This window comes from Labrys sedimenti, assembly GCF_034424805.1.
Lineage (GTDB): Bacteria > Pseudomonadota > Alphaproteobacteria > Rhizobiales > Labraceae > Labrys > Labrys sedimenti.
On sequence record NZ_JAXOUF010000028.1, the window covers coordinates 20128 to 44285 of the forward strand.

At 58.8% G+C, this 24158-nt stretch carries 17 protein-coding genes and 1 pseudogene; 12 read left to right on the forward strand and 6 right to left on the reverse strand.

The features are described from left to right. Positions 1 to 154 precede the first annotated feature (154 nt). The 3 genes from U1R88_RS32690 to U1R88_RS35850 all read left to right on the forward strand — a co-directional run bounded on the left by U1R88_RS32690 (position 155) and on the right by U1R88_RS35850 (position 2426). On the forward strand, positions 155 to 1129 hold the full coding sequence (locus tag U1R88_RS32690) for a restriction endonuclease (protein ID WP_322435068.1): 975 nt from the start codon (positions 155 to 157) through the stop codon (positions 1127 to 1129). A gap of 175 nt (positions 1130 to 1304) precedes the next feature. Further along, positions 1305 to 1964, forward strand: a complete 660-nt coding sequence (locus U1R88_RS32695) for a hypothetical protein (RefSeq protein ID WP_322435069.1) — start codon at positions 1305 to 1307, stop codon at positions 1962 to 1964. Positions 1965 to 2291: 327 nt separating this feature from the next. Beyond that, positions 2292 to 2426, forward strand: a complete 135-nt coding sequence (locus U1R88_RS35850; protein WP_489671960.1) for an ASCH domain-containing protein — start codon at positions 2292 to 2294, stop codon at positions 2424 to 2426. Between the two features lie 302 nt (positions 2427 to 2728). On the opposite strand, the gene U1R88_RS32700 is transcribed toward U1R88_RS35850, so the two are convergent. Together U1R88_RS32700 and U1R88_RS32705 are read right to left on the reverse strand one after the other, a co-directional pair. Further along, complete coding sequence (locus U1R88_RS32700; protein ID WP_322435070.1) at positions 2729 to 3142, reverse strand: very short patch repair endonuclease; 414 nt, start codon at positions 3140 to 3142, stop codon at positions 2729 to 2731. Positions 3143 to 3170: 28 nt separating this feature from the next. After that, a complete protein-coding gene (locus tag U1R88_RS32705) occupies positions 3171 to 4256 on the reverse strand; it encodes a DNA cytosine methyltransferase (RefSeq protein ID WP_322435084.1) in 1086 nt (361 codons plus the stop codon). A 66-nt stretch (positions 4257 to 4322) separates the two neighbouring features. On the opposite strand from U1R88_RS32705, the pseudogene U1R88_RS32710 reads away from it, so the two are divergent. Together U1R88_RS32710 and U1R88_RS32715 are read left to right on the forward strand one after the other, a co-directional pair. After that, positions 4323 to 5244 (forward strand): annotated as a pseudogene (locus tag U1R88_RS32710) (transposase). 679 nt (positions 5245 to 5923) lie between these two features. After that, entirely contained in the window at positions 5924 to 8527 is a 2604-nt protein-coding gene (locus U1R88_RS32715; RefSeq protein WP_322435071.1) for a sigma factor-like helix-turn-helix DNA-binding protein, read from the forward strand. Positions 8528 to 8529: 2 nt separating this feature from the next. Here the strand turns inward: U1R88_RS32715 and U1R88_RS32720 are convergent, their stop codons facing one another. Genes U1R88_RS32720 through U1R88_RS32735 form a run of 4 tightly spaced genes read right to left on the reverse strand, consistent with a single transcriptional unit; the run spans position 8530 to position 15963 of the window. Then, the gene (locus U1R88_RS32720) at positions 8530 to 10626 is read right to left on the reverse strand and encodes an AIPR family protein (protein WP_322435072.1); all 2097 of its coding nucleotides are present in this window, start codon (positions 10624 to 10626) and stop codon (positions 8530 to 8532) included. Further along, on the reverse strand, positions 10626 to 11627 hold the full coding sequence (locus tag U1R88_RS32725; protein WP_322435085.1) for a PD-(D/E)XK motif protein: 1002 nt from the start codon (positions 11625 to 11627) through the stop codon (positions 10626 to 10628). The genes U1R88_RS32720 and U1R88_RS32725 overlap by 1 nt, the downstream gene beginning before the upstream one ends. Before the next feature lie 5 nt (positions 11628 to 11632). Then, the gene (locus U1R88_RS32730) at positions 11633 to 14491 is read right to left on the reverse strand and encodes a Z1 domain-containing protein (protein WP_322435073.1); all 2859 of its coding nucleotides are present in this window, start codon (positions 14489 to 14491) and stop codon (positions 11633 to 11635) included. 8 nt (positions 14492 to 14499) lie between these two features. Next, positions 14500 to 15963: an ATP-binding protein gene (locus tag U1R88_RS32735; RefSeq protein WP_322435074.1), complete on the reverse strand. Its 1464-nt coding sequence runs from the start codon at positions 15961 to 15963 to the stop codon at positions 14500 to 14502. A gap of 385 nt (positions 15964 to 16348) precedes the next feature. On the opposite strand from U1R88_RS32735, the gene U1R88_RS32740 reads away from it, so the two are divergent. The 7 genes from U1R88_RS32740 to U1R88_RS32770 all read left to right on the forward strand — a co-directional run bounded on the left by U1R88_RS32740 (position 16349) and on the right by U1R88_RS32770 (position 24126). Then, positions 16349 to 16648: a hypothetical protein gene (locus tag U1R88_RS32740; RefSeq protein WP_322435075.1), complete on the forward strand. Its 300-nt coding sequence runs from the start codon at positions 16349 to 16351 to the stop codon at positions 16646 to 16648. Further along, entirely contained in the window at positions 16618 to 17820 is a 1203-nt protein-coding gene (locus U1R88_RS32745) for an integrase (RefSeq protein WP_322435076.1), read from the forward strand. Before U1R88_RS32740 ends, U1R88_RS32745 begins: the two co-directional genes overlap by 31 nt. A 381-nt stretch (positions 17821 to 18201) precedes the next feature. Beyond that, the gene (locus U1R88_RS32750; protein ID WP_322435077.1) at positions 18202 to 18711 is read left to right on the forward strand and encodes a hypothetical protein; all 510 of its coding nucleotides are present in this window, start codon (positions 18202 to 18204) and stop codon (positions 18709 to 18711) included. A 588-nt stretch (positions 18712 to 19299) separates the two neighbouring features. Beyond that, complete coding sequence (locus tag U1R88_RS32755) at positions 19300 to 19485, forward strand: helix-turn-helix domain-containing protein (protein WP_322435078.1); 186 nt, start codon at positions 19300 to 19302, stop codon at positions 19483 to 19485. A gap of 190 nt (positions 19486 to 19675) precedes the next feature. Continuing rightward, positions 19676 to 21370 carry a hypothetical protein gene (locus U1R88_RS32760; RefSeq protein ID WP_322435079.1) on the forward strand — a complete coding sequence of 565 codons (1695 nt, stop codon included), beginning with the start codon at positions 19676 to 19678 and terminating at the stop codon, positions 21368 to 21370. Next, complete coding sequence (locus tag U1R88_RS32765; protein ID WP_322435080.1) at positions 21370 to 22479, forward strand: tyrosine-type recombinase/integrase; 1110 nt, start codon at positions 21370 to 21372, stop codon at positions 22477 to 22479. Before U1R88_RS32760 ends, U1R88_RS32765 begins: the two co-directional genes overlap by 1 nt. Positions 22480 to 22482: 3 nt before the next feature. Further along, the gene (locus U1R88_RS32770) at positions 22483 to 24126 is read left to right on the forward strand and encodes a recombinase family protein (protein ID WP_322435081.1); all 1644 of its coding nucleotides are present in this window, start codon (positions 22483 to 22485) and stop codon (positions 24124 to 24126) included. Positions 24127 to 24158 lie beyond the last annotated feature (32 nt).

The following is a 24158-nucleotide window of genomic DNA, read 5'->3' on the forward strand; positions in this document are numbered from 1 at the left end:
CGATCGGCCGGAAAGCAGCCGCATCGTAGTGAAGGTCATCAGCCACTTCGGCGGCGAGGTTGAAAGTATTCAGGGTGTAGCGATGGCGGATGCTAAACCAATTGCATTCTTCTGACGTTGCAAGCCTTGGGAAATCGACGCCATCGATGTCGCCTTGGCGAATAATATCATTTTCTTCGGCTACGCCATGCCGCGGCCAGGGGTGGCATACAATCGACACGCATTGAAAAGCTGCCTTATCGACCCCAGTGAGCCATCGGATGCAGACTGGGAAGCGGCTCGCCAAAAGATAGCCCACTATATTCGCCAATACCGGCAGAACAGGAATTTCGTCCGAAAGGTCGCCGGCGGATCGATTGCTATGATTCCGCAACCATCCCGGGGGGTAATACATTGCGGCAGGGTGGAACGGCCGTTTGAACTGATAAACGACCCGCCATGGTATGGAGAGTGGGAGAAAATCTGGCTGAAACGCCATCCGGAAAAGGATCCTAGCGACCCAGCCTACCGTCTTGCCTCTGAAGTAGCCCAGATATGGCATGTATCCAAATTCCATAGTATCCCCGTTCCACGCATTCCTGCATGGATCAGGCGGTCCCTTTTCGGCCGGTCGACTTATGGCATCGTCCCGGTCGACGGACTTGACCCCCATGTCGTGCTGTCTGAGATATTGTCATCGCCTGCATTTTCTTCCCGCCAGTGGACGGTCGATGCCGTCGAAGTGTCGCGTCGGCTGAAAAACGATCTGGTTCCCGCTAGCTTCGAACATCTCGTCGTGTCGCTACTTCAACTTGAGCACCCGTCCGAGGTCTGGACCCAGGTTGGCGGTTCGGGGGATGGCGGCGTGGATGGTATCGGCGCCGACGACAAAGGAGACGTCGTGGGCCTGCTCCAATGCAAATGGGCATTCCGCGGCGGTAATCTGGATTGGCCTGAGGTTTGGGGCGATAAAAATCAGCGACGCTATGTTGCCTCCCTTATTCACGGGCAGGACGTCGCAAAACCGCAATCAAGCGAATTGCTTGGTGAAGAAGAGATCGTAAATCTTGTCTTGAAGCACAGGGAAAGATTGCCGCTTGCTCTGTCTCTGCGAATTGGTGAACCGGAGCGTGGGGTTTGGACCTCCTGATCGCCGACACCTTCATTACATCGTTCAATCGCCTGTCCGGCCTGGACCAAAGGGCGATGAAGGTGAGAGTCTTCTATCTTCCGATCGACCCCGCTGACACAGTCTCGAGGTGCTCCATATAGATGGGAGCAAGTACCCTGACTGCTGGACCACGCGGATCAATCCTGACATGTATATGCGTGATGAGCTGAAGAACATTAGACGGGGCAACATGTTCGGCGAGCGCAATGTTGAAATCCTCGACGACGACGGCCCCGACGTCCGCGTGAAGGTGAACGGCGTCGACGTGTTCGATCCCCACATCGGCGAAATCCACTCGAACGACACGGCGGGCATCGCCTCCGGGTGTATCGACTACGATGAGGAAAGCTTCTTCGTCAGCCACGCCAACCTCTTCGGCGCCAACGCCCTCTGCAAGGGCTTGAAGATCACGCTCCAGGTTGAGATGCTGGAGACAACTTCGCGCCCGTCCGAAGGCCGGAGCGCGAATGTATCGCGGTCAAGATCATCAACCATTTCGGTGACGAAGCGATCAAGGTTTTCGGAGTGTGAGATGGTGGAAAAAGATCGTAGTCCTTTTAGCGTCGTTGCCAAATCCTCATGGCTTTCGATGCAAGGGGACAAGAGGATCGGCGTTTCGGGTAGCACACTCCTTGTCAACTTCGAAATCACGTTGGACTCCGATCTGCGAGTACAAGTGAGATCGAGAGGCGACGGCGGCAGCGGAAGCTTTGCCCACGTCTCTTTTGGAGTTGCGGACTTCCTACATCTCTTGAGCGAATACATGAAAGGTGTCGATTTCGAGCCAACCAAATATCGCGATGCTATCAGCTAGGCGGCAAGTCACGATCTCACTGATACATCCACCCCACCACGCCTTGACCCTGCGGTGATTCAGAAGTTGCGCAGCATGGAGAAATTTGACTCCGAAATGGAGGCGCTCGCTACCACGACGGAAAAGATAGATATGCTCGTACATGAGGCGCGAACAGCAATTCACCGATATATCGCTACAAAATCCAGAAAGAGAAGCTGGAAAAATCCATTGTAGAACCTGCTTCTAACATCGGTTGAAAAACAGCAGGATGAGGGTGAATAACATCAACCACTTCGGCAATCAGGCGATGGAAGTGTTAAGTGTGTAGCGATGCGTGGATTGGTGATGCGAAAGCCCTGGATCGGCAAGATACTCGCCGGAGAAAAGACCTGGGAGATGCGATCCAGGGCGACTAAGATCCGCCGTGAGATCGCCTCCGGCAGGGAACCGGCATGGTGGTCGGACTGGCCGATCTCATAGATTCCCGGCAGGCACTGACCCGGCGAACCTATCCGGAGCATTCCGACAAGCACGCAATACCGGCTGATAGGCTGGATGAAGTAATCGAGAACGACTGGGTTCACCCCTCGGTGCTGGCGCATGTTCGCCTGCTGGCGCCCCCCGTTCCCTACAGGCACAATCCCGGAGCAGGGTCGTTCGTAATGCTGGATGAAGCGGTATCGAGTGCGGTGAAACGCCTGATCCGTACGCAGAGAAGCGATAGTTCGATTGAACCACGCACTGCCAAGCCGCTCGTGACGCAACGGTCCAGAAAACGGCTCCTACGGGCTAAGAAAATCGGTTACCCGCGATCGCAGAACATGCTCTTCAGAAATTTCGCACTCCCAAATCGTCATGACACGCCACCCGAGATCTTGAAGTCGGGCAACGGCTTTGCGATCGCGCTCGACATTCTTTGCGAACTTGTCGCACCAGAATTCGACGCGGGTCTTTGGAGACGTGCAGTTTACGCATCCGCTATGACGGTGCCAAAAACAGCCATGCACGAAAATAACCGCATGCCGTCCGGGAAAGGTAAGATCCGGAGTTCCTGGAAGATCACGCTGATGGAGCCGAAATCGGTAGCCGAGCGCGTGGATCAGCTTCCTGACCTTCATCTCGGGCCTAGTGTCTTTGCTCCGAATTCTCGACATATTTTCAGATCGAGATATCGGGGCGACGCTTCTCACCTTCATTTCAGTCCATGTAGCGGTTTCGTGCCGGTCAGGCCGCTTTCCGTATGCCGAGTTCCGAGGTCATCAGGCTTCTTATCACATGCTCCATAACGGGCGCGCATACTCCGTTGCCCAGCAGCTTAATCCGATCCCGGCGCGAGCCCTGGTTCAGAATCATGTCCTCGACGCCCATCGCGCGTTGGATTTCAGGCACCTGCAACATGCGGAACGTGGGCTCGCCGTCCTGCCACTGGACCAGGCCGAAACGGTCAAGTGTGGTCAAGGTGCGCAAGGGGCGGTTAAGCGGCTGCCACCCACCGGCGCGATCGGATCCGTAATAGACGACGATGAAGTCCTTACCCGGCCCGAGCTTTTCAATCGCCGCGTCGGCCCTGGCGAGCGTCGCCGCAGCGCGACCCGGTCTTCGCAGGAGACCCGCAGTCCAAGTACCTTGGGGATCCAACACGTCCGCAGCCGTACGTTGCTCACCGACAAGAGGAATAACTTCGTCAGGCATGCGACGCCTATCGCAGATCACGAATAACCGCCTTCGGGATTGCGGCACGCCGAAATCGCAGGCATTCAACGTTTGAAGCCTCACGTGGTAGTCTGACTTGAGCGCGGTCATCAACTCGTCGAAACCTGCCCAGTTCCTCATGGGCGTGACGTTCTCCAGCACCACCCATCTCGGCCTGAGGGCATCGACGAACGGCATCACGTACCAGCCCGAGCGCCTACTTTCTTCGCATCGGAGCTTGGCGCCCCTGGCGATCGAATGATGGGTGCATTCGGGTGACGCGATGATCAGGTCGATCTTTCCTACCCGGTCGAAAAGGAACTGTCCCGATTCGTCATCTAACCGCGCGGTGATCACGTTGCGCTTTGCCATCGGAAAGTTGTCCGCATAGGTCCGGGTGGCCACGTCCCAGCCATCCACCGCGCCGACCATTTCGACTCCTGCACGCCGCGCGCCGATGCTGCTGCCTCCAGCCCCGCAGAAAAGGTCTATCCCCGTAATCACACTGATCCCCTGACACGACTCCTGAGCCAAGTTGCCAGGCAACTCATCCTTCGACAATCCTTTTTTAGAGTCATCGCTGAAAGTTTGTGACGACGGGCATCGGAAGGGCGGCATATCGTGAGGGTGCTTGACGCCTCCACTTCTCCACCGAACAAGTAATATACCGTATCTGCGGATAGCATCATCTGGCTGATTCAGCCAGAAATCGTAGTTGATCAGCTCACGAAGTGTTGCGCAACGGAGCACGCCCCCTTCTGGTCCAGGCATTCGAGGCTGAGGTTGCGGACTTTCTCTGCAGGCATGCCAATTTGAAGACAGTGGCCGGGCACCAGCGTTTCGTCCGCCACGGGCCACCTGCCGGAGCGCGAGGTGATGATCTGTATCGGCCCGGCGGCCGTACGCCAGCCCCATGTACGCGAATACGAGGCGAGCGCCGGCAGTGCCGGCCACTTCCGGTTCTCCTCGTCGATTTTACCACGTTACAGGCGCCGTTCGAAGTCGATCGAGACGCTGCCGCCGATCCTTTACCTGAAGGGTATCTCGACCGGCGACTTCTCGGAGGCACTGACTGCGCTGCTCGGCAAGGATGCGCCGGGTTGTCGGCCTCCGCTATCAGCCGCCTGAAGGATGGCTGGCGCGACGAGTACACCGCCTGAGGTAAGCGCGATCTGTCGGTCAGGCGCTGCGTCTATATCTGGGCCGACGGCATCCATCTGGAGGCGCGGATTGAGGACGAGAAGCAGTGTATGCTCGTACTGACCGGCGCAACGCCGGAAGGATACAAGGAACTGGTCGGCTTCACCGATAGCACCCTCGGGAGCGCGCATGATTGGCGCCATCTGCTGCTTGATCTGAAGCGGCGTGGGCTCGAGATGCCGCCGCGGCTCGTCTTCTCCGATCGCTCCCTCAGCTTCTGGGAAGCCGGCGGCGAGGCCAGTTGAACGCGACAGCGCTCGCCACCATGGTCTCCAAATTGCTCGAGGCCGCACAGAATAGCTGGCGCCGGCTCCGGGGCCACAACTAATCGCTAAGACTCATTCTGGATGTGACATTCAACGATGGGATCGCAGTCATCGCCAAGCCGACAGGCCGCCAGCCATAACCGCCGTCACCTGACCGGCTCCGCCGTCGCCAACTTTCGGCGATAGCTCTCCTTTCAAGAGGATTGAACGAAAGACATCCAGTCAGATGAATCGCGATGATCTTTCACGCGAGACATTTCGGCGTCGCGGGCTCGCGGATACGCAACCAGGATGCTACCCTTACGTCTCAATTCCTCGTGGTTCGATAAGGTTCGGGACGTGAACGCCCTCTTTCAAAAATTGCTGGGCATTATCTGGAGGCAGAAAAACGCTCCGACAGCGGTTGCGCCACAAATGCCAAAGACCCCTGTGAGGAGCAAGGAAGGCCCCCACAATGAGCCCCCCAGGGCACAGTCCGTGGCAGCCATTTCTGTCAGAGCGACGCGCGACACAGCTGTCTCTGTCGCTGAACCTTTGGCGCTTCGTTCCACGTCGGGGGTCACGACAACCGAGTTGACCGATGATGGCACACACCGGTGCGCCGTAGAGGGTCGGTCAGAAACCTCTCTCTCGATAGGCCAAGCCCTCGACGCCTCCGATAGCCAAGTCGATACGCCGGCTCCGACGGTCAGCCAGCATGCAATACCACCCGTCCCAGAAACGTGGCCCAAGCCGGAAATTTTGGAGGAGTTACACGCGATCAACCGTAGCCACGTCGGTTACAACGATCCCGCGGCGGTCGGAGCTTCTCAGAGCGACATGAAGATCTTCCACCTAGGCCCGGATGAAGCGATCAGACTACCAAACACCGCTTCGCACCCGAATTCAAAAGTCTTGGTGGTCTCCGTTCCGCACGAACCAGAAATCGTCCAGGAGAACTCGCATGAAGCGCAAATCATGGTCGAACGGATCGCTATCACTGATGAGGGAGTCGCACCGACGATTCTTTGGAGAGACAGACCGATCGACGAGGTAATTCTGGAAGCGGATTGCAGCGTTCGCCTGTCGAACTGCGTTAGGGCGAATCCGACGTTCTTCTCCGGCTGGACCGTCGGGAGAGCGTTGGCGAACGAGTCGGATTTTTTTCCGGCGTTGATGAAAGTCCAGAGCCTAGGCCGCAAGACCGCTACCGAGGCTCTTGACCTACTTAAGGCCTTTGCCCTCGATCTGAGGCTGACTGAGGATGAACCGCCCATCATCGATCCTCTGAGCGGTTTCGACCCAGCCAAGCTCGACGCGTCAATCAAGGATGCGCTGGGGGGACGACATGTTTCCGTGCGGCTCGCCAATCTGCTCGCCTCGGGAGCGCTCAACGACATAACGGTACGTGACTTCTATCTTAACCCGGACCAAGTCCGTTCGCGCATGCTGGGATGCAGAAACGCCGGCAAGAAGACAGTCACCGAAGCGGTCGAGCATTTGACCATCCTCGTCGGGGCCCTCGGAGAGCCGGAAACCGACTCAGCGTCGGTCCAGTTTGAACATGAAGCACCGGAGGGGCTCTCGGCGCGTCAGTGGATCGTGCAGGAGATCGGCGAACTCCCACCGAAAGCAGTTGAAGTGCTTCACAACCGGTATGGTTTGACTGGAGAAGCACGACAAACACTCCAGGAAATTGCTGAACGAGTTCACGTTACGCGTGAACGGGTCCGACAAGTTGAATCGAAGGCTCTTAAGCGGCTGCGTACAGGTATCCGAAGCCGCGCGGCGTTCAATCGCTATCTTGCGGAGGAAAAAGAAGCCCAATTGATCATGCTTTTCGGAACCCAATCCTGCCTTCCGGAGGTTAAGGTTTCAAAGCGCTTCCGCAAGCTCGATCCATGGTTCCTGCTCGCGATCGACATTGTGTTCGAAGACGGCATCAATGGATACCTGAGCGCAAACGCGTACAGGAGTGATGACGGCTGGTTCCGTACCTCCGAGCAGGCTGAGGATCGAGAAAGGCAGGATCGCCTCCTCGTCGAGATCCTCAGCACCTACCAGACGCCGATGCCGTTGGACACGCTAAAGGAAATCGCTCCATCAGTTACCGGTTCCATGTCCGGAGAGAACGACCACTGCGCGGTACGCGATGGGTATGTCTTCACGGGCTATGTTGGCTCCAAGGCGCGGCGGACGGGCCGCATGCATGCGCTGGCGCGCCGCATCGCGCAGTCGGCAATCTTCGACATCGGAACGCTGATCGCCGAGTACCGCTCCGAGTTCCCGGAGGACGACTGCGGTTCCCGGATGTTCGAGATGCAGGCGAGCGAGGCTCCCCATCTTTTCGCCCCCTTGTTCGACGGCATATGGCTTTGCCTTGAGCACAATTCGCGAGAGGCTGCCCTCCTGACAGCGCCTCCGTTCGAACACCGTCGCATTGAGGAGACCAACTTCACTGAAGGCTCCCTCGGCAACCTGCTAATCAAACAGTTGGAGCAGTTCGGCCCGCAGCGCATGATCGACCTGAGGCGGAAGCTGGTTGATAGTAGTGATGGTGGGTTCTCTATTTCGAGTGTCGGAGCCGTCCTGATTTCCAATCCCTGTTTCAGGCGCGTCGCCCCGGGTATTTTCGGGCTTTACTCCGGCTCCTCAGAGGTTCCGGCAGCCATCGACGTTTTCCTGCTTGAAGAACGTCACTGCCGATTTTACTGCCACGCGCGGCATTCGGGGGCGCCGCAGGACTACTATCCGATGTGGGGCGCAGCATATGAGATGCGATTATCGTCCTGGGCGCAACGTAGTGCGCCGACCGATCTCTACCGATCACTCATGACGGTCATCGAGCCGGAATTTTGGCCCGCGCCACCCGAGACTATTGCCGAGTTCGAAGCGCGTCGAAGGCAGGACGGGCAGTGGCAGCTCGGCGCTGAACGGCGTCTGCCGCTCGGGAGCCGCTTCCTGGACTCGGGTCAGTTCTTTTCCGTACTGACCCATCTGGTTGTGTTCGGCTGGATCAGTTGGGTTGGTGTCAATCGAGCTACCGGATCAAAGTCCGACAACCACGACGCAGCAGATGTTCTCGCGTTTCTAGTGATGACCGGGCTTGTCGAATGGGAACCAGACTGGCAGGCTCCACATCGTCCGACCAGCCTCGCCAAGCGCTTGTTCCTCGAAGCTCAATCGGAGCGTCACCTCTATGGTGCCGAGCGGCTGGGAGACCGGGATGTTTTCGGTCGGCTGCGAGGCGGCCTTTACGACGCCCCGCCGACCGCCTCACGCGGCTGGGTGGATGCTGAAGAGTTCAGGGAGGCAATGCCCGCCTGGCGTACCGATGGTATCTCGACAGGCAGAGCATTTGGCGGGGCGCAAGCTCGTGAACCTAGTATCAATGCGGAAGGGTCCTTTGAATCCGACGATTGGAATTCGGTTTTTGGAAACTGAATTCAAGCAGCGGATGGCGGTTCAAGGCCGCCGTTCTCTATCGCAAGATTGATAATTGCGCGCCCCTCCCTCGCGCGTCGCGCATCAATATCTTTCGACCAGCCTGCTGCCGCCGCGGCCCCAAGTTCTGTGGCCACCAGTTTCTGCCGTGCGTCAAGATACCCGCTCTCCGTGCCCCAGGCGATAATGCGAATCCACTCCTCGGCGGCGATGCGGCGGCACTGCGTCTGAGCGTCGAGGTCGTCAGGTTGCAGGGCAGTCCGGGCTTCCTCTGGAGCTACGCCCCACCCGCCGCTCTTCCTCTCGATTCTTGCGAATTCTGGCGGCATCTCTGCAGGAAACGGAAGGGCAAGTTTTTGCACCTCTTTCCAGCAATCGGCCTTCTTGCACCACTCGGAATAATTGCTCAGCTTGCGCTGAACGGCACTGTCGCGGATCCCCCTAGAAATTTCCGCCGCCCAGGAGCGGATGAGATTCTCCAGCAGGATGGAGATCCGCTGTTCCTGCCAGACGAACAGAAGATCGAACTGGCCCCCTGACCGGAACGCAAGAGCTGAGACGACGTATGCAACGAGCTGCGCGCGGAGATCGGGAAAGCCGCCGGTCTGCACGATGCGGGTTACTTCCCTATACAAGATCGCCTTGGCGACGAGTTCCTTGTAAAATTTCTCTTCTGGTTTCCAGGTCTTCGGCTTGGTTTCCCGCAAACGCTGAGTGAACTGCACGAAGTTCTTTTGTCCGCCTAGGCTTACAGCATTCGGTAATTGATCCCAGGCACTGAGATATTTTGCAAGCTCGATCTTGGTGAACTTCCGATGCGCCGGGGTTTTCTCCTTGAAGCGCTTGGCCCTGGCTTCGGTATTTCCTTCGTTAGACAGAGCAACGAAGTATTGGCCTCGCGCGCGCTCGTAGAACCAGCGACCCTGCTGATCCGGCATCCAGACCACGTTGGATAGGCGCTCGATCTCGATATGAAACGGATCGTTGGCGGAGAAGTCCGCCATTTGGATCGGGTTCTGGGTGTTGGCGAATTCAGCGATGCGTGGAGCAACCTCGTCGGTGAGTTCCGGACTGATAACGGTCAGTTTGGCCTGGACGAAGACCTTGCTGAGATCGATCCGGTCTTTGCCCGCACGGTGGATCGAGGCAGTGGTCTGTCCCCCGTTAACCACCTGCAAGCCTCTTATCCGGGAGATGCCGACTGTACCATTTCCGAGGTCCTGCGTTTCAACTCCATCCGCTGTCAGCGAGATGCCGTTGTTGTAGGCGAAGAATCGCCCCGGCTGCGCCTTGAGCGAGTCCCGGATACCTCGGTTCACCTTGCCCTTGGCCTGGAGGAAGGAACGAACGTTGCGTTCGAGGAGGCGCGGTCCGTGTTCTTCATAGATGCGGAAAAGGAGCGGCGCGGGAATGACCGTGACGAACGCCGCGTACTCGTTCTCACAATTCGGCAGGGCAACGCACGAAAGTGGGGAGCCTGCAAGTGCGACCACGTCAATGGCGATCTCTTCCTGGGGCCGCCCCGATGCAAGCGCCCGTGCCAACCGCTCAAGATCCCAGAACTCGATTTTCAGCTCGATGGCGCTATCCTTCAGGGGCACGACCTTGGGTTTGTCGCGAGCCAAGTCCGAAAGCCCGTCAGTCAGAATGAACAGCCGGGCGCGTTTGATTCGTTGCCGCGCCTCGTGGATACGCTGGACCATGGCAAACCGGTCGTGAGCCGGATCGAGCCGGGAATGGAGGTCACCCAGCGCGCCTTGGAAGAACCGTACCGCCTGCTTAGCGGCATCCTCCAGGTCCTTTGTCAGAATCTTCGTGGGCTCCTCGAACCCCCTGTAGACCGTCACGAACAGGTCAACGGCGTCCTGCTCCTGATCGTCGTCAGAAAGGGCATAGCCATTGATTCTGGCTTGGCCCCGGCCGATTTCTCCCTGGTAGTGCACGGCCTCGGGGCTCTCAACGATACCGATCTCGCTCGAGAGCATCTCCATAACGTATTCGGTGAACACATTCTCGCGGAAGTCGGGGGTCGAGCCGTCACCGCCCGAGGCGCGATGGAGTACTTCGGCATGCAATTCCGAGAGGAAGCTTTGCGTCATCAGATCCTTCCCTGAAGCAGGCTTAGCGCGTTTGACTCGTCAATAGAGTGAGGCAGGCAAGATTGCAGCATGACGCTGTACTTCGCCTCACCGATACCAGCGGGAACAGTATCTCTAGTTAGGCGCGGGAACTCTCCCTCAACGAGGAACCAGGCGGAGCTCCGTACCGAGTAGCGCCTGTCAGCGTAAACCGGTTCGTGCAGATCGATGTAACCCGCTTCGATGAGCGAAACGTCCAGTTCCAATGCGGCGACCGGATCGGCCGCGCCAAGCGCAGTTCGCAGATCAGCCACGGCGTCAGGAAGGGTGGTGCCCGTGAGCGAGCCGACGTCCACGGTCAGGTGATGAACCAGCAGCACTTCGAGGGCACCCCGGTCGAGCTGGTCAAGGTTCGACACCCGGAAAGACTGCGGGCTCCAAGAGGCCGTAGCCTTCACCTCAACGGCGGCGGCACGAAAGCGGAAGTCCTGGGGCTCGCCGTGCGGACCTCTCCACCCCCTGACAGCGGCCACGGTGTCCATTGCGGGCAGCAGATGAGATCTGAGACATCGCAACTCTGCGAATAGACCTAGTTGCTGCTCATCGCTAAGGTGCTCGGGGCCGAAGCGCTGCACGAAGCGCTCCCAGGTGCGCAATCGCACGAGAAGCGTCTTCACCCCTGAGGCCTCGGAGGTAGCCGAGGCCACAACCGCCGCGACATCATCGCCGAGGGTTTCGAAGACGGTCCGGAAACGGATATCCCGCAGCGATAGACACAGGCGTACTCGGCCGCCTGCCCCTGGCACCATTATTTCTGGCATCAGCTCGAAGCCGACACAAGTGGGCAGCGCTGCGCCAGGGGGGATCGAGCGAGCCTGCACTTCGAACAGCAGTGCTATCACGCCGCCGGGCGCGCTGATGGCTGCTCGGATATCGCAGGATGCGCCGCCGTATACTCGCCTCGCATGCCACCCCGTTTCGGTCCTTGCTTCGCCAGCAAGCGTAGCCCAGGCCGCCCTCACCTCCCTCAAGCGTCCACTCCGTATTCCTGCTCCCAGAAAACATTGTTCACTGTGTACTTCACCGGCTTTGCGTCGCGGCTCTCCGGGAAACTTATCCCGAAACCGATGATCGGATACTTCACGTCGATCTCGGCTTCTCGCGGGGCGAGGGGATAGAGCAGAAGGAGCCCGTGCTGCGGAGAGCGACCGCGTATGCTACGGATGGCCAGCCCCGAAGGGGTATCGGGTGGCGTCGTCCGCCGCGATCTTCCGGAATCTGGGTTCCAGTCCTTCCGTGTCTGGTTGAGTGCCTCGTCGTAGCTACCAGCATCGAAGTCGATGGCCTCGTCACGAGGCGCCAACAACCTACGGATTAGATATCGGCCGTCTGCCCGCTGTTCCGCGGCATCAATGAACCTTATGTTCTCCTTGCGACGCACAAGCTTCTGGTTTTCGCCGCCAACCTCCATCATATCGGGACCATCGCCGGCGAGCAACGCGATCGTCCACTCGGTCAGCTCTTCGCGGTTGAGTTGGTGCTCGACGAACTCGGCCATCATTTTGGCGTGGACCGAAGTCGCCTTTTCATGAGTACGGTAGTTCCGTAGGAACTTTACGATCTCGATGCCATCGATCTTCGACCAAAGCCGCGCATCCTCCCACACGTGCGCGCCGCCTCCGTTGCGCGGGCGTCGGGGCCCGCGCTCACTAGGAGGTCCCAAACGGGTCAGTAACTGCTCGGTTGCCTCGAAATTGGCCCGGATCACGTCGGGATCGCGGTCGAAGACGATAGTCTCCTGAATGGCTCCTTGAAAATTGATGTCTACCTCCGAGGCGTGGCGCATCTTTACCTTGGACGTCACCATCATCACAGGGTGGGACCTGACCTTTAGGCCATAGTCTTTCGGCGTCCCATTGATGGCGCGCATGTGCTCGAATTCGTGGCGAAGCTCCTCTGCCGCCTCGGTGATGTGAGCGAACCATTCCCTCAACTCAGCTGTCATGTAGAGGCGACAGAGGTCGAGATAGCCTGGCCGGAAACCGAACCAACGCCCCATCTGCATGAGCGTGTCATACATCTTGCTGGCTCGCAGGAAGTAGCTCACGCTGAGGCCCTCAAGTGTCAGGCCTCGCGCCAGCTTGTCGCCGCCGACGGCGATGACGTTCAGTCCCGTTCCTTTGTGGATCTCATAGTCCAGAATGTCGCCTGCGTTCCCGTTGATCGTCCGGACCGTGATCCGCTCGACGACGTTCGCGAACTCTCGATCAAGCTCGGCCCAGGTCACCTCCGCAGCTTGGCGATCCGGATGGATGGCCAGGAAAGCGGCGGAGGTCGGGACGAAGTCATCGTCCCAAAGCCTCCTGAGTTGGTTCCTGATGCCTTCACCGCCGGCGTCCCCGAAGCGAAGTCGCCGCCTGATCTGGTCCAACTCTACTTCAATTTGACTGCGCACCGCCGACTGCACGGATGTGAATCGAGTAACGTGCACAAGCAGGGAGTTGTGCGCATTCACCTGGCCCCGGACCCGGCGCGCGGCGCAGACGAGGATGAAGGATAGGATCGCTTCCCGGAGGCTAGGCGGGATGTCGCTCACACCGGCATAGCGAGGAGCGAATCCGTTTTTGTGGGACGGGGGCATCCACCCCGAGGTCTCGTTCGGGAGACTTGTCGCTGCATGGTCTTTGACAATCCGGACGAGCGGAAGGCTGGCAACGCCGGTATCGTCATCGGTCGGATCAAGGCCGAACAACCTGACGGGCCCGTCATAGTTGGAGGGAGCCGGCAGGTTCACGATGAAGCTGCGTGGGAACAGGTCCGGCCCGAGCTTGGCCGTTTCCCCCGCATCATGGATGAAGACGTTGGCGAACGGCGTGGCAGTATAGCCAACATAGGCGGATTTCTGGAACTTACGCAGGAGGAGGCGGATCTGCCCGTTGATCTTCGTTGGGTTGTGGTCCTCGTCTGGCTTACCGCCTTCGTCAAAGGCCTGTTCCTTGGTGTCGACGGAGGCGTGGTCCGCCTCGTCGTCGATCATCAGTAGCGGCACGTTCTCCAGCACTGAGGCTCCGTTCAGGATCTTATCGATCCATCCGAGAAGGCTCTTAAGCACGCTGACGTTCTTTTTGACAACGAACAAGAGCGGGCGGCCGCCGGGGCTAATGCCGAAGTTCTTTCCAAGCGCTGCCCTGAAGTCACCCTTCTCGTCTCTAGTCGTTATGTAATCAGGCCTGATAGACGGATCGCTGTCGACAAGCCCCACGCCGATTGAATTCGCGAGCGTCGCAGACCGGTCGTTCTGCGTAGAAGTTTCGTACCCCAGGAAGCCCTCATCCAGGCGCATCTGGGTTTGGCTACGAAGATTGTTATGCAACCCGGCCAGCACAATGATGACTTTATAACCCGCATCGGCTGCCTTGCAGATTAGGCCGGTATAGTTCGACGTCTTTCCGGACTGCACGTGCCCCACGACCAAACCGCGACGGTCCCAGGCCCCGGGCCTATCGGGTGCCTCAAGACGCGAGATCACCTGATCCGTGGCATCGTCGAGTCCGTCAACGGCCAACGGCGACCAGCTCCCCTCCAGAAACTGACGATATCGCGGCCAAAGCCGCCAATTCTTCTTCCGATCGGGCGTCAGCCAGGCAAGGTGGTTGTCGTTCTGCTCCAGTGCCGTCGCCTTGCCGATCCAGACACTGTAGCGCGTCTCCAGCTCCACTCGGAGCGCTTCGCGATCCACTTCCCTGGTGGCGAGGAGCGCTGTTGGAAGCATCATAATCTGGTCGATGACAGCCGCGATCGTCTCGGGCGTGATAGGGGCTTCGCCTCTCTGCCCCTCGATTGAGGTCTGTGCGAAGCCGAGCGCTGTCTCCTGGGGCGATTTCATGCGATGACCTAACTAACAGACCTTGCGGCAAGCCGCGCGATCAACTGCGGGAAATTCTGGAATGGTTCCGTGGTCCGAAGCCTCTTTAGGGCGAGTTCATGGGTTAGGCCTACCTTGCGGACAAGATGGGATAGCATCGACTCGGCAAGCTCCTCCACCTCGGGCGAGGCTTCCTTAGAAAATGGCTGCTTCTGCATCTCCCCTTTTTCGACCGTATCAAGCCATATCCGCTGCACGGGTACGGTTTCCTCCACAACACGCAGTAAGTCGGAAACAAGTTTCGGGGCTCCCTCATGGAGTGCCCGTGCCACCAAGGGGTGGTCGCGGTTTAGTCGATAAGTGGTAGTGCCGTTCGAGGTTCCGGACACCCAGACCGTCGACAGATCAGGAACAGCGGCTCTGGCCCCGTATTCTCCTCGATGGGCGAACACCCTTCTGGCCCTTCCGCGCACGTTCTCGGCAAGCTCCTGAATGCGAGCGCGGAGATGTCTCGGCGGCCGGGCCGTCGACTTCTTGACGTCGATGTCCCATTCATGGTCGGCGCTGTTCGAGAACTCCAACCTCAACCGGGCGAGCTTGAATGGCTCCTCCGTAGTCCAGACGCGGGGCGAGCCAAGTCCAAGCCAGCCACCAGCGACTAGCAGCCTTCGGTTCCGGTAGACATAGAATCCTTGCTGGGCCGTCCACCCCTCGATGCCGCCGGCCGCGCGGTACTCGGCTTCGCTGAGCTTGTCCTTATGGGGCAGCACGAAACCCTGAAGTTCTCCCCGACCGTGGCGGGACGTGAAGGGGTCCGCGGGGGTGCTGTCCGTCGCAGGATGAGCCCTAAGAAAAGGATCCCAACCCTTGATCAGATTTCCGTTGATATACAGACGCAGTTCCGGCGCCAGACCTTCGATCAGGCGATGAAACACCATCGCAAGGTGTTGCTCCACCCGCTCGGCGAGAGCCAAAAAGGCGTTCTCAGCGGCGGCGTCTTTCATAGTTCCCGTGCCGACGATCCGGTCCAGCCCTTCCCATAGAACGATCGTGCCTTGCGGTACCGTTTCGAGGGGAGACAAAAGATCCTCTGATCCACTCCTTGGTGATGAAAGCAATCGCCAGTCGCCAACGTCCTCCCGAGCGATGTAGTCCAGGTCCCAACGACGGACAGAGACCAAGCCGTCGCGCCGCGAGGCGACAGTTAGGCATCGACATTGGGAAAAGGAAGCAGTTTTCAGCCCCAAGCCGAAACGACCTAGGTCGCCTTCGCTCCGATGGGTTAGCGGGCTGATTCCGCCGAGCATCATAGCCTTGAGAAGTTCCGTTGCGGACATCCCATGACCGTCATCGAGGATGGAAACGGTTGAAGTCGGCCCACGGTAGGAGAAGGTTACCCACACGTTCCGCGCCCCGGCGGAGATGCTGTTGTCCACGATGTCAGCGAGGGCTGTAGTGGTCGAATAGCCCACGCCCCTTAAAGACTCAATCATGGCTCCTGCAAGAGGAGGAACGATATCATATGGTTCTGACATGTGCTCGAATCGATTGATTCTGCAGCGATTCGCTTGCTTTGTTTCCACTGTTGGTAGCGAGTGTGGACGCAAGAGGTTGCCGTTGCAACCGGCTAATGTACATTGCCCCCAAAATGGACGATTGGCCCTACAGTCAACGGGAGCCAGCTGTGTCACATCTTCACCATCGGCATGCGAGATTGGGCTTATGAGTTCTAATCACAGAGTCTCGGTATTATACCCAAATAATAATAGATTAGAATCCATAAATAACATTATAAAAATATTTATACTAACTTGTTTATATTTCACAATCAACCCAGAATGGAAATATCCGCAACAATACACTTGAGCAAATGAAACAATGACGACCAGATCCAAATCCAGTCCCCTCAACCCGCTGACGGCCCCTTTATTCCTCGACGAGGCAACAGTCGCTGTCTTCGTCTTGGGCAGCAAGGAGGCGTCCCAGTGGCGAGCTCTCGCCATTGTGTTGGAACGCCACGGCTTGCCCAAGAAGCACCCGATCATCGGGCTGCGTTACTGGCCGGCCGTGAAGGCATGGTTCGACAAAGAGTATGGGCTTGGTGGAAGCCAAATTCTCAAACCCGATGGACAGGATAACCCGGAGGCATGGCACGCGAAATCAAAGCGCCGGGCTTAGAATGGCGCAGACGAAAAGGTATGGAGACGCCCTATTGGATCGCGCCGAAACGCGCGGTGAAGGCAGGCTTCACCCCGAAGTCGGCGAACCTGGGGATTCTACTTCACGATCCCGAAAGACTGATTGCTCGCTGCAAAATCCTCACGATGGAGGCCGCGACTTTCCTCAATACCGACGAGTGCGTGGCTGATCCGTGGGATGGCACCATTTCCGGCATGCTCAAACTCTACGAGTTCGATCAGTACAGTACCTTCCACGAACTTGGCTACGCATCGAGGCAATCCTACCTAACCTATATGCGCAAACTTCATCTGGCGCACGGCAAGCGCCGCATCGATGACATCATCGGACGGGATCTCGCCATCTGGCACAAGATGTGGACAAACCGGCCGGACGGAAAGACTGCCCTCGCTGCGGGTCGTACGACTATCGCAGCGCTCAAAGCAGCCGCCCGACACGCTGTCGCCTGCCGCAAGCCCGGCGCCGTTGATTTCAGGGAAGTGCTGAGGGCATTCAGGTGCCCATCCCTCGCTCCGCGCAAGCAGGTCATCTCGCGACAGGAAGTGGTCGCTCTGCGGCAGGCCGCCCACGTATCGAATGCACCCTCGCGGGCGCTGGCAACGGCTCTACAGTTCGACGGGTTGCTGCGTCTCTATGACGTCATCGGGCAATGGATTCCTCTCGACGACCCTCGACCGTCAGCCGTCCAGAGCCGTGGTCGGAAATGGTTCGGCCTCAGGTGGGAAGATATCGATCAGGATTTCATCCTCAGGATCATCCGAGCCAAAACTCGCAATACGACAGGTGCTGAAACTGTCATCCCATTGAGATTCTGCCCGATGGTAATGGGGGAGATGGCGACCATCCCTGAGGAGAAGCGTACCGGCCCTCTCATCGTCAATGAGGCAACAGGACTCCCTTATGACCCGAGCAGCTATAGGCGAGCTTGGAGACAGGATGCTATTCTGGCAGGCATTCCCAAGGACAAACTCGCTCGAGATCTCAGGGCATCGGGCAACACAGAAGCCCGTGGTACGGGTGCAACGACCGACGATCTGGCCAAGGTCGCCGCCCACTCACCGGCAGTCAATCGCCGGGTCTATGATCGCGCTGCGATCGAGGCTTTTGAGCGCGTCGCCAAAGCCCGAGCAAAGAAGATTGAACCAACGTAGGCCAGCCGGAAATGTCGGGGCGTCCTCATGTTGCACAGTGCTTCGCCTGATGTGCTACGATACCGGAACAGCAGAGGAGGATCGCCATGATCAAGGGAATGCTGCCTCGGTTCCTGTCGGCTTGGCCTGGGCGAGCAAAAGACATCGGCTCCCCAAGAGATGTCTGGCAAGATATGCGCCGAGATTTGACGATCACGAAGTACTTGATGTTTGTAAATGCAGTTCTTATGTTTTTAGTTTTATACTTGATAATGCTTTATTATTGATAATTAAGATAATTACTTCTTGCAATAAACACAAGCATTTAGATTATATTTATTGAATATAGTCGCTATTTTAATAGTATAATGACATCAAAACAAATATCGGATCCATTTTTGCATGTCATCTACCGTTGGCGACCTTATCTCGCTGCTCAAATCCTGCATTAACAAGGACATCATGACGCTCGCCGAGGTCCTGTCCTTCATTCAAAACGAATACCCATGGCACTTCGACATCGCGTTTAAAGCTGTGGGCCTCAAGAGAAGGAAGGCCTTTGCCCTCGCCAGGATAGGCCGCATATTCCCGCAGTTGGACATTCCCCGAGACAGATTGAACGCGGTGGGCTGGGCCAAACTCGGCATCATCCTCCCTCATATACAGGAAGATAATGTTGAGGCGCTGGTCAGCCTCGCCGAACAAAACACCGCCTATGATCTGACCACCATTCTGAACGGGGACCGCCCTATCGGTAACAAACGTGTTTTGCAGCTCTACCTGCCCGCCGCTGACTATTCCGCTTTGGCGAAGCTGCTGGTCCAGCATGGAGCCGTGCCAGTCGGGAAAGGCCTGCTTCACAAGGAGAAAGCCCTGTTGAATCTGTTGGTGAGTCGCAAGCTGATCGGCTAGCTGAAGCAGCCTCGCGCGCTCTCCCAGTCATTACACAAGACGCATTGTTCAAGGCTGGAGACCTCAACATCCAGCCTTCTTGTTGCATCGACGACACCGACGAGTTGACCGTCCGAGCCGTGATCACGGGCATTCCGGTGCACTTGACGAAAATACCGGCGGGTCACGCACTGTACCACCACGGCCCCAGCCCTCTTCCCACGCCGGCTTTCCGGTGCCTATCGTTTTGCCACGAACGGTCCAAGCAGGACCTCACAAGCATACGAAGGACAAGGGCAATGTCGTCCACAACGAGGCATCAGAGCAGGAAACAGAAAGCCCGAGCAGGACCTTCGTCGGGCAATGCAGTGCAATTAATTGCACTGGCTCAGATCTTGGCCCGCCAGGCTGCCCGGGAAGCGCTGGCCGCCGAAGACAAGTCTACCCCCAAAGCACCTCAGACCGACGAGGACAATTAACCCACAAGCCCCGGACCGCATCCCGCACTCCACTTGATCACCTGTCCCGGCTGCTGGCGCGTCCCGCCCTCGTCCAGGCCCTCGTCAACCAGGGCAACTCTCCCACCAACAATCTGGGGACCTAAGAACGATGACTCGCATTGATCATATCCGCATGCTCACGCTCGACGAGGCCGCCGACCTTCTGGCCGTGAGCACCCGCACCATGCGCCGTTGGATCCAGACCGGCACCCTGGTCGCACACCGCTTCGGCCGCCAGTGGCGCATTTCCCAGGAGGACCTCCAGGACTGCCTGAAGCGCCATCGCCGCGATTGACCCTTCCTGTCCTCTAACTTCCTGTATTGTCTCACTATTTCCAGTTATCGGGATATCCCCTCCATCAACTTTGGATTGGAATTAGCCAGCTTATTTTCCCGATTTTCCGCTCCTGACCCGTTGTGTCCAGTCAGGTCCTCTCCAGGCCTCCATAGGCCATCACTGACAACCTAGAACAGGACAAAATCACATGCGTATTCGCATCGTGAAGCGCAAGGCTGCGCTCAAAATTCCGGCTACTCTGGCCGACGTCATCACTGCCCTTTCGGCAGTGCCCTCCCTGTCGGACAAGCGCCGCAGGGATCTTGTCTCGGCCTGCAGCAGCACGGCGCGCCTGGCCGCTCGGGACCCCTCCGAGCTTCCGGCCAAGGTCGCTGAGCTTCGTGATCTTTTCGCGGGCCTGCATCATGTTCAGGGCCGCATCACCGCCAAGCGCTGCGCCAATATCCGCAGTGATCTCGCCGCGGCGCTTCTGGTGGTCGGTGTCATGCCTGCCCTCGACCCGGACACCGAACTCAGCCTGTCCTGGACGGCGTTCCTGGGCAAGGCGACGGCCAAGCACCACGCCATCTTCCTGAGCCGGTTCGCGAGGTTCTGCAGCCTGCGCCAGATCGACCCTTCCGCTGTCAATAACGAGGTGCTCAAGCGGTTCGAGAGTTATCTCGAGCTTCGCATCCTGACCAACGACCCCCGCAAGATCGTGCGCGACACCGCCAAGTCCTTCAACGTCATCATCAAGCGCGCCGGCCTCGACGATGCTCTGTTGAAGACCGCCCGGGGAGAGCGCTATGTCAGCACGCCTCTGAATGCATATCCCGCTTCGCTGCAGGCGGATATCGAGCGTTATATTCGCCGCCTTGAGAAGCCGGACCTGTTCACCGACGAGGGGCCTTCTCGCGCGTTGCGCCCCACGTCCTTGCGCAATACCAGGGCGCATCTGCGCCAGATCCTCGCCGCTGCAATAGCGGCCGGGACTCCTCCCGACCATTTCAAGTCCCTCGCCGACCTCATTGACATCCAGGTGCTGGAAGGCGCCTTCGCTCAGATCACGGACCGCCGGGGTGGTCAGATGTCGACGTCTCTCGCCAATATCCTGGCGACGCTCCTGGCGATCGCACGCTACTATGTGAAGGCGCCCGAAGCCGTCATCCGCAGGCTCGCAAAGGCAAAGCAGCAGATCAGCGACCGTCTTGGCAATACCCATCGCGTCATGTCGAAGAAGAGCCAGCGCCGGATGGATCAGTTCTCCGACGAGGACAATGTTGCGCTCGTCATCGCGCTGCCGCAGACCCTGATCGCGCGGGCCAATCGCAAGTCTGGTTCGCCCAGGGGAGCCCTCGATGCCATGACGGCCGCTGGCATCGCCTTTCTGCTGGGATGCCCTGCGCTGCGTATGGCCAATCTCGCCGGCTTGCGCATGGAGGAAGACCTGACCCGCGACGGCAAGAACCGGCATGTCACCTTCCATATCCATATCGCGGCGGAGAAGACGAAGGGTCGCCAGAGCATCCAGGCTCGGCTTATCCCTCCTCTCTCGACAGTGATCGATCACTATCTCAAGCATCATCGCAAGCACCTCACCGCCGTTCCCGCGGACTGGGTCTTTCCCAGCCAGGGCGGTGGACCGCGTTCGCCCGCCCATCTCGGAGATTTCCTCAAGCAGAGGATTTTCAGGGAGACGGGGATCGTCATGAACCCGCATCTCTTCAGGCATCTGAGTGCGTTCCTCTATCTCCACGACCACCCCGGCGAATATGAGAGCGTTCGCCGGCTCGTCGGGCACGCCAAGATCGAAACGACCACCGCCTTCTATTCGCCGCAGTCGAACCAGGCCTCGTTCGACCGCTACGGCGAGGTACTCGATCGCTACAGGAGGGACAAGTGATGCCCGTTTCTTCCATCCCTCTCATCCTTAAGCCCGAACACTGGCCCACGGTGGACAGGCGTGCCTGGCAGCACTGTCTGGTGCATGGGGGGCTCTTCGACACCGGCGGTGCCTTCACCAGTTGGTCCGAGGGAACGCGCCGGGTGCACGCCCAGGGCTATGGCAGTTGGCTTTCTTTCATTCGGCGCCACCATTCGGAGCTGATGGACAAGTCTCCTGCCAACCGAGTCACCCCCGAGACGGTTCAGGCCTATATCGATGACGGACGCGAGCGCCTCAAGCCGCGTTCCATCACCAACCAGATCCTGTCGTTGGCTGTGGTCATGCGTGGTTTCGCGCCCGACGAGGATCTGGCCTGGCTCTGGAAGGTGGTCAAACGCCTTGAGCGCATTTCCGAGTCTCAGGAACTCAAGCCGCCGATCCCGCTGGCGGCCGGGGAAGTGTTCCAGTGGAGTCTTCGTCGTTTGCACGAACTGCGCAGCATCGATCTGGCACATCACGCCAGAATCCCTGCTGAGTTTCGACAGGCTCTGATGGTAGGTCTGCTGATGGCCCGTCCGGTGCGGGTTCGCGCCATCGTCGCCATGACCGTCAGCAAACATGTCGAGATCGCCGGAGAGCGGATCAGCCTCAATTTCGAGGCAAAGGACATGAAGAATCGCAAAGCGTGCCGTTTCCTCATGCCTAAATCTCTCGTCCCCTTCATGCTGGACTATCTGAGTGTGTATCGCCCTCTGCTTCTGCATGGCAGCGACAGCGATGCCTTGTGGATCAGTGAACGCGGCAACCCGCTGTCGCAGGACAGTTTCACGTCGGGTCTTGCCCTGTTGACGAAGCAGGCCTTTGGAATCACCCTGCGCCCGCACGCTTTCCGGCATATCGCCGCTACGACCATTGCCATGGTCGATCCGGCGCATGCCGGCATCATCCGCGACATCCTTGGCCACGCCACAACGCGCATGGGGGAGAAGCACTACAACAGAGCCACCTCGCTCGAGGCCAGCGAACGTCATCAGGAAGTGCTGCGCAACTTGCGTCGGAATCACAGGAAGAGGAAAGCAGCCGGGCGGCGTCGCCGTACGGCCGGCAGGGCCTCGCAGGAGGAATGAACCATGAGGGCCTGCATTTACGCGCGCTACTCGAGCGAGCTTCAGCGCGAGGCCTCGATCGAGGACCAGCTTCGCATCTGCCGCCGCCTGATTGCCGACCGCGGCTGGAAGGAAGCTGCTGTCCATGCCGACCAGGGCATGAGCGGCAGCTCCCACCTGCGGCCCGGCTACCAAGCCATGATGCAGGACGCCCGCGCCGGCCGCTTCGATATCCTTGTCGCCGAAAGCCTCGATCGCCTCTCCCGTGACCAAGAGCATATTGCCGCTCTCTTCAAGCAGTTGCGCTTCCTCGGCATCCCGATCCTGACGGTGGCCGAGGGCGAGATTTCGGAGCTACATATCGGTCTCAAGGGAACGATGTCTGCCCTCTATCTGAAGGACCTCGCCCAGAAGACGCATCGCGGGCTGGAAGGCCGCGTCCGCAATGGCAAATCCGCGGGTGGCATTTCCTATGGCTACAGGGCTGTCCGTTACGCGCTCCCCGATGGCAGCGTCACGACCGGCGAGCGCGTGATCGATGAGGAGCAGGCCGAGATCGTCCGGCGCATTTTCCGCGATTATGCCAGCGGCCTCAGCCCTCGCGCCATTGCCGCAGCCCTCAATCGTGACCATGTCCCTGGTCCTGCCGCGACAGCCTGGGGCGCCTCCACTATCCAGGGGAATTGGCGCCGGGGTACCGGCATTCTCAACAATGAACTCTATATCGGCAGGCTGGTCTGGAACCGTCAGCGCTTCGTCAAGGATCCGGATACCGGCAAGCGCCAGGCCCGGCTCAATCCGCCCGAAGAATGGGTCGTGCAGCCAGTCCCCGAACTCGAGCTCATTTCGCCTGACCTCTGGCAGGCCGTGCGCGAGCGACAGGGTGCCACGCGCTACCAGATGAAGTCGGCGACGGGAGAACAGCGGCCCGAGCGGGCCCGCCGCATCCGTTATTTGTTCAGCGGTCTGCTGGCCTGCGGTTGCTGTGGCGGTGCCTACACGTTGACCGGCGCCAACTATTATGGCTGCGCCGGTGCCCGCAACAAGGGCACCTGCGACAATCGCCGCATGATCAAGCGCGAAGTCCTGGAGGTGCGTGTCCTTGAGGGCCTCAAGCAGAAGCTGCTGCATCCCGACCTGATCGCCGCCTTCGTCGAGGAATATCGGCGCGAATACAACGCATCGCGCCAGACTGAGACGGCCCGCCGTCAGGCCCTCGAGTCGGAACTGGGCAGAACCAGGCGCGCGATCGAGCAGATCGTCGAGGCCATTGCCGACGGCATGTATCACCCCAGCATGAAGGAGAAGATGGCGACGCTCGAGAGCTGCAAGCAGGCTGCCGAAGCCGAGCTTGCCGCCATCCCCGAAGAGACCCCGCTCCGCCTCCACCCCAACCTCGCTGCCGTCTATCGGCGCAAGGTCGAGCAGCTCGCCGAGGCCCTGAATGCCGACGAGCTGTCGCGCCTGGAGGCGACCGAGAGCTTGCGCGGCCTGATCACCGCCATTCGCATCATTCCTCTTGACGGTGAGGAGATGGCGATCGAGCTCGCGGCAATCATGGCGCTGGGGGATGCAAGCGCAAAAAAGCCCCGCGCGGTTAGCGACGGGGCTTATTCGAGAACGTTGGTTGCGGGGGCAGGATTTGAACCTGCGGCCTTCAGGTTATGAGCCTGACGAGCTACCGGGCTGCTCCACCCCGC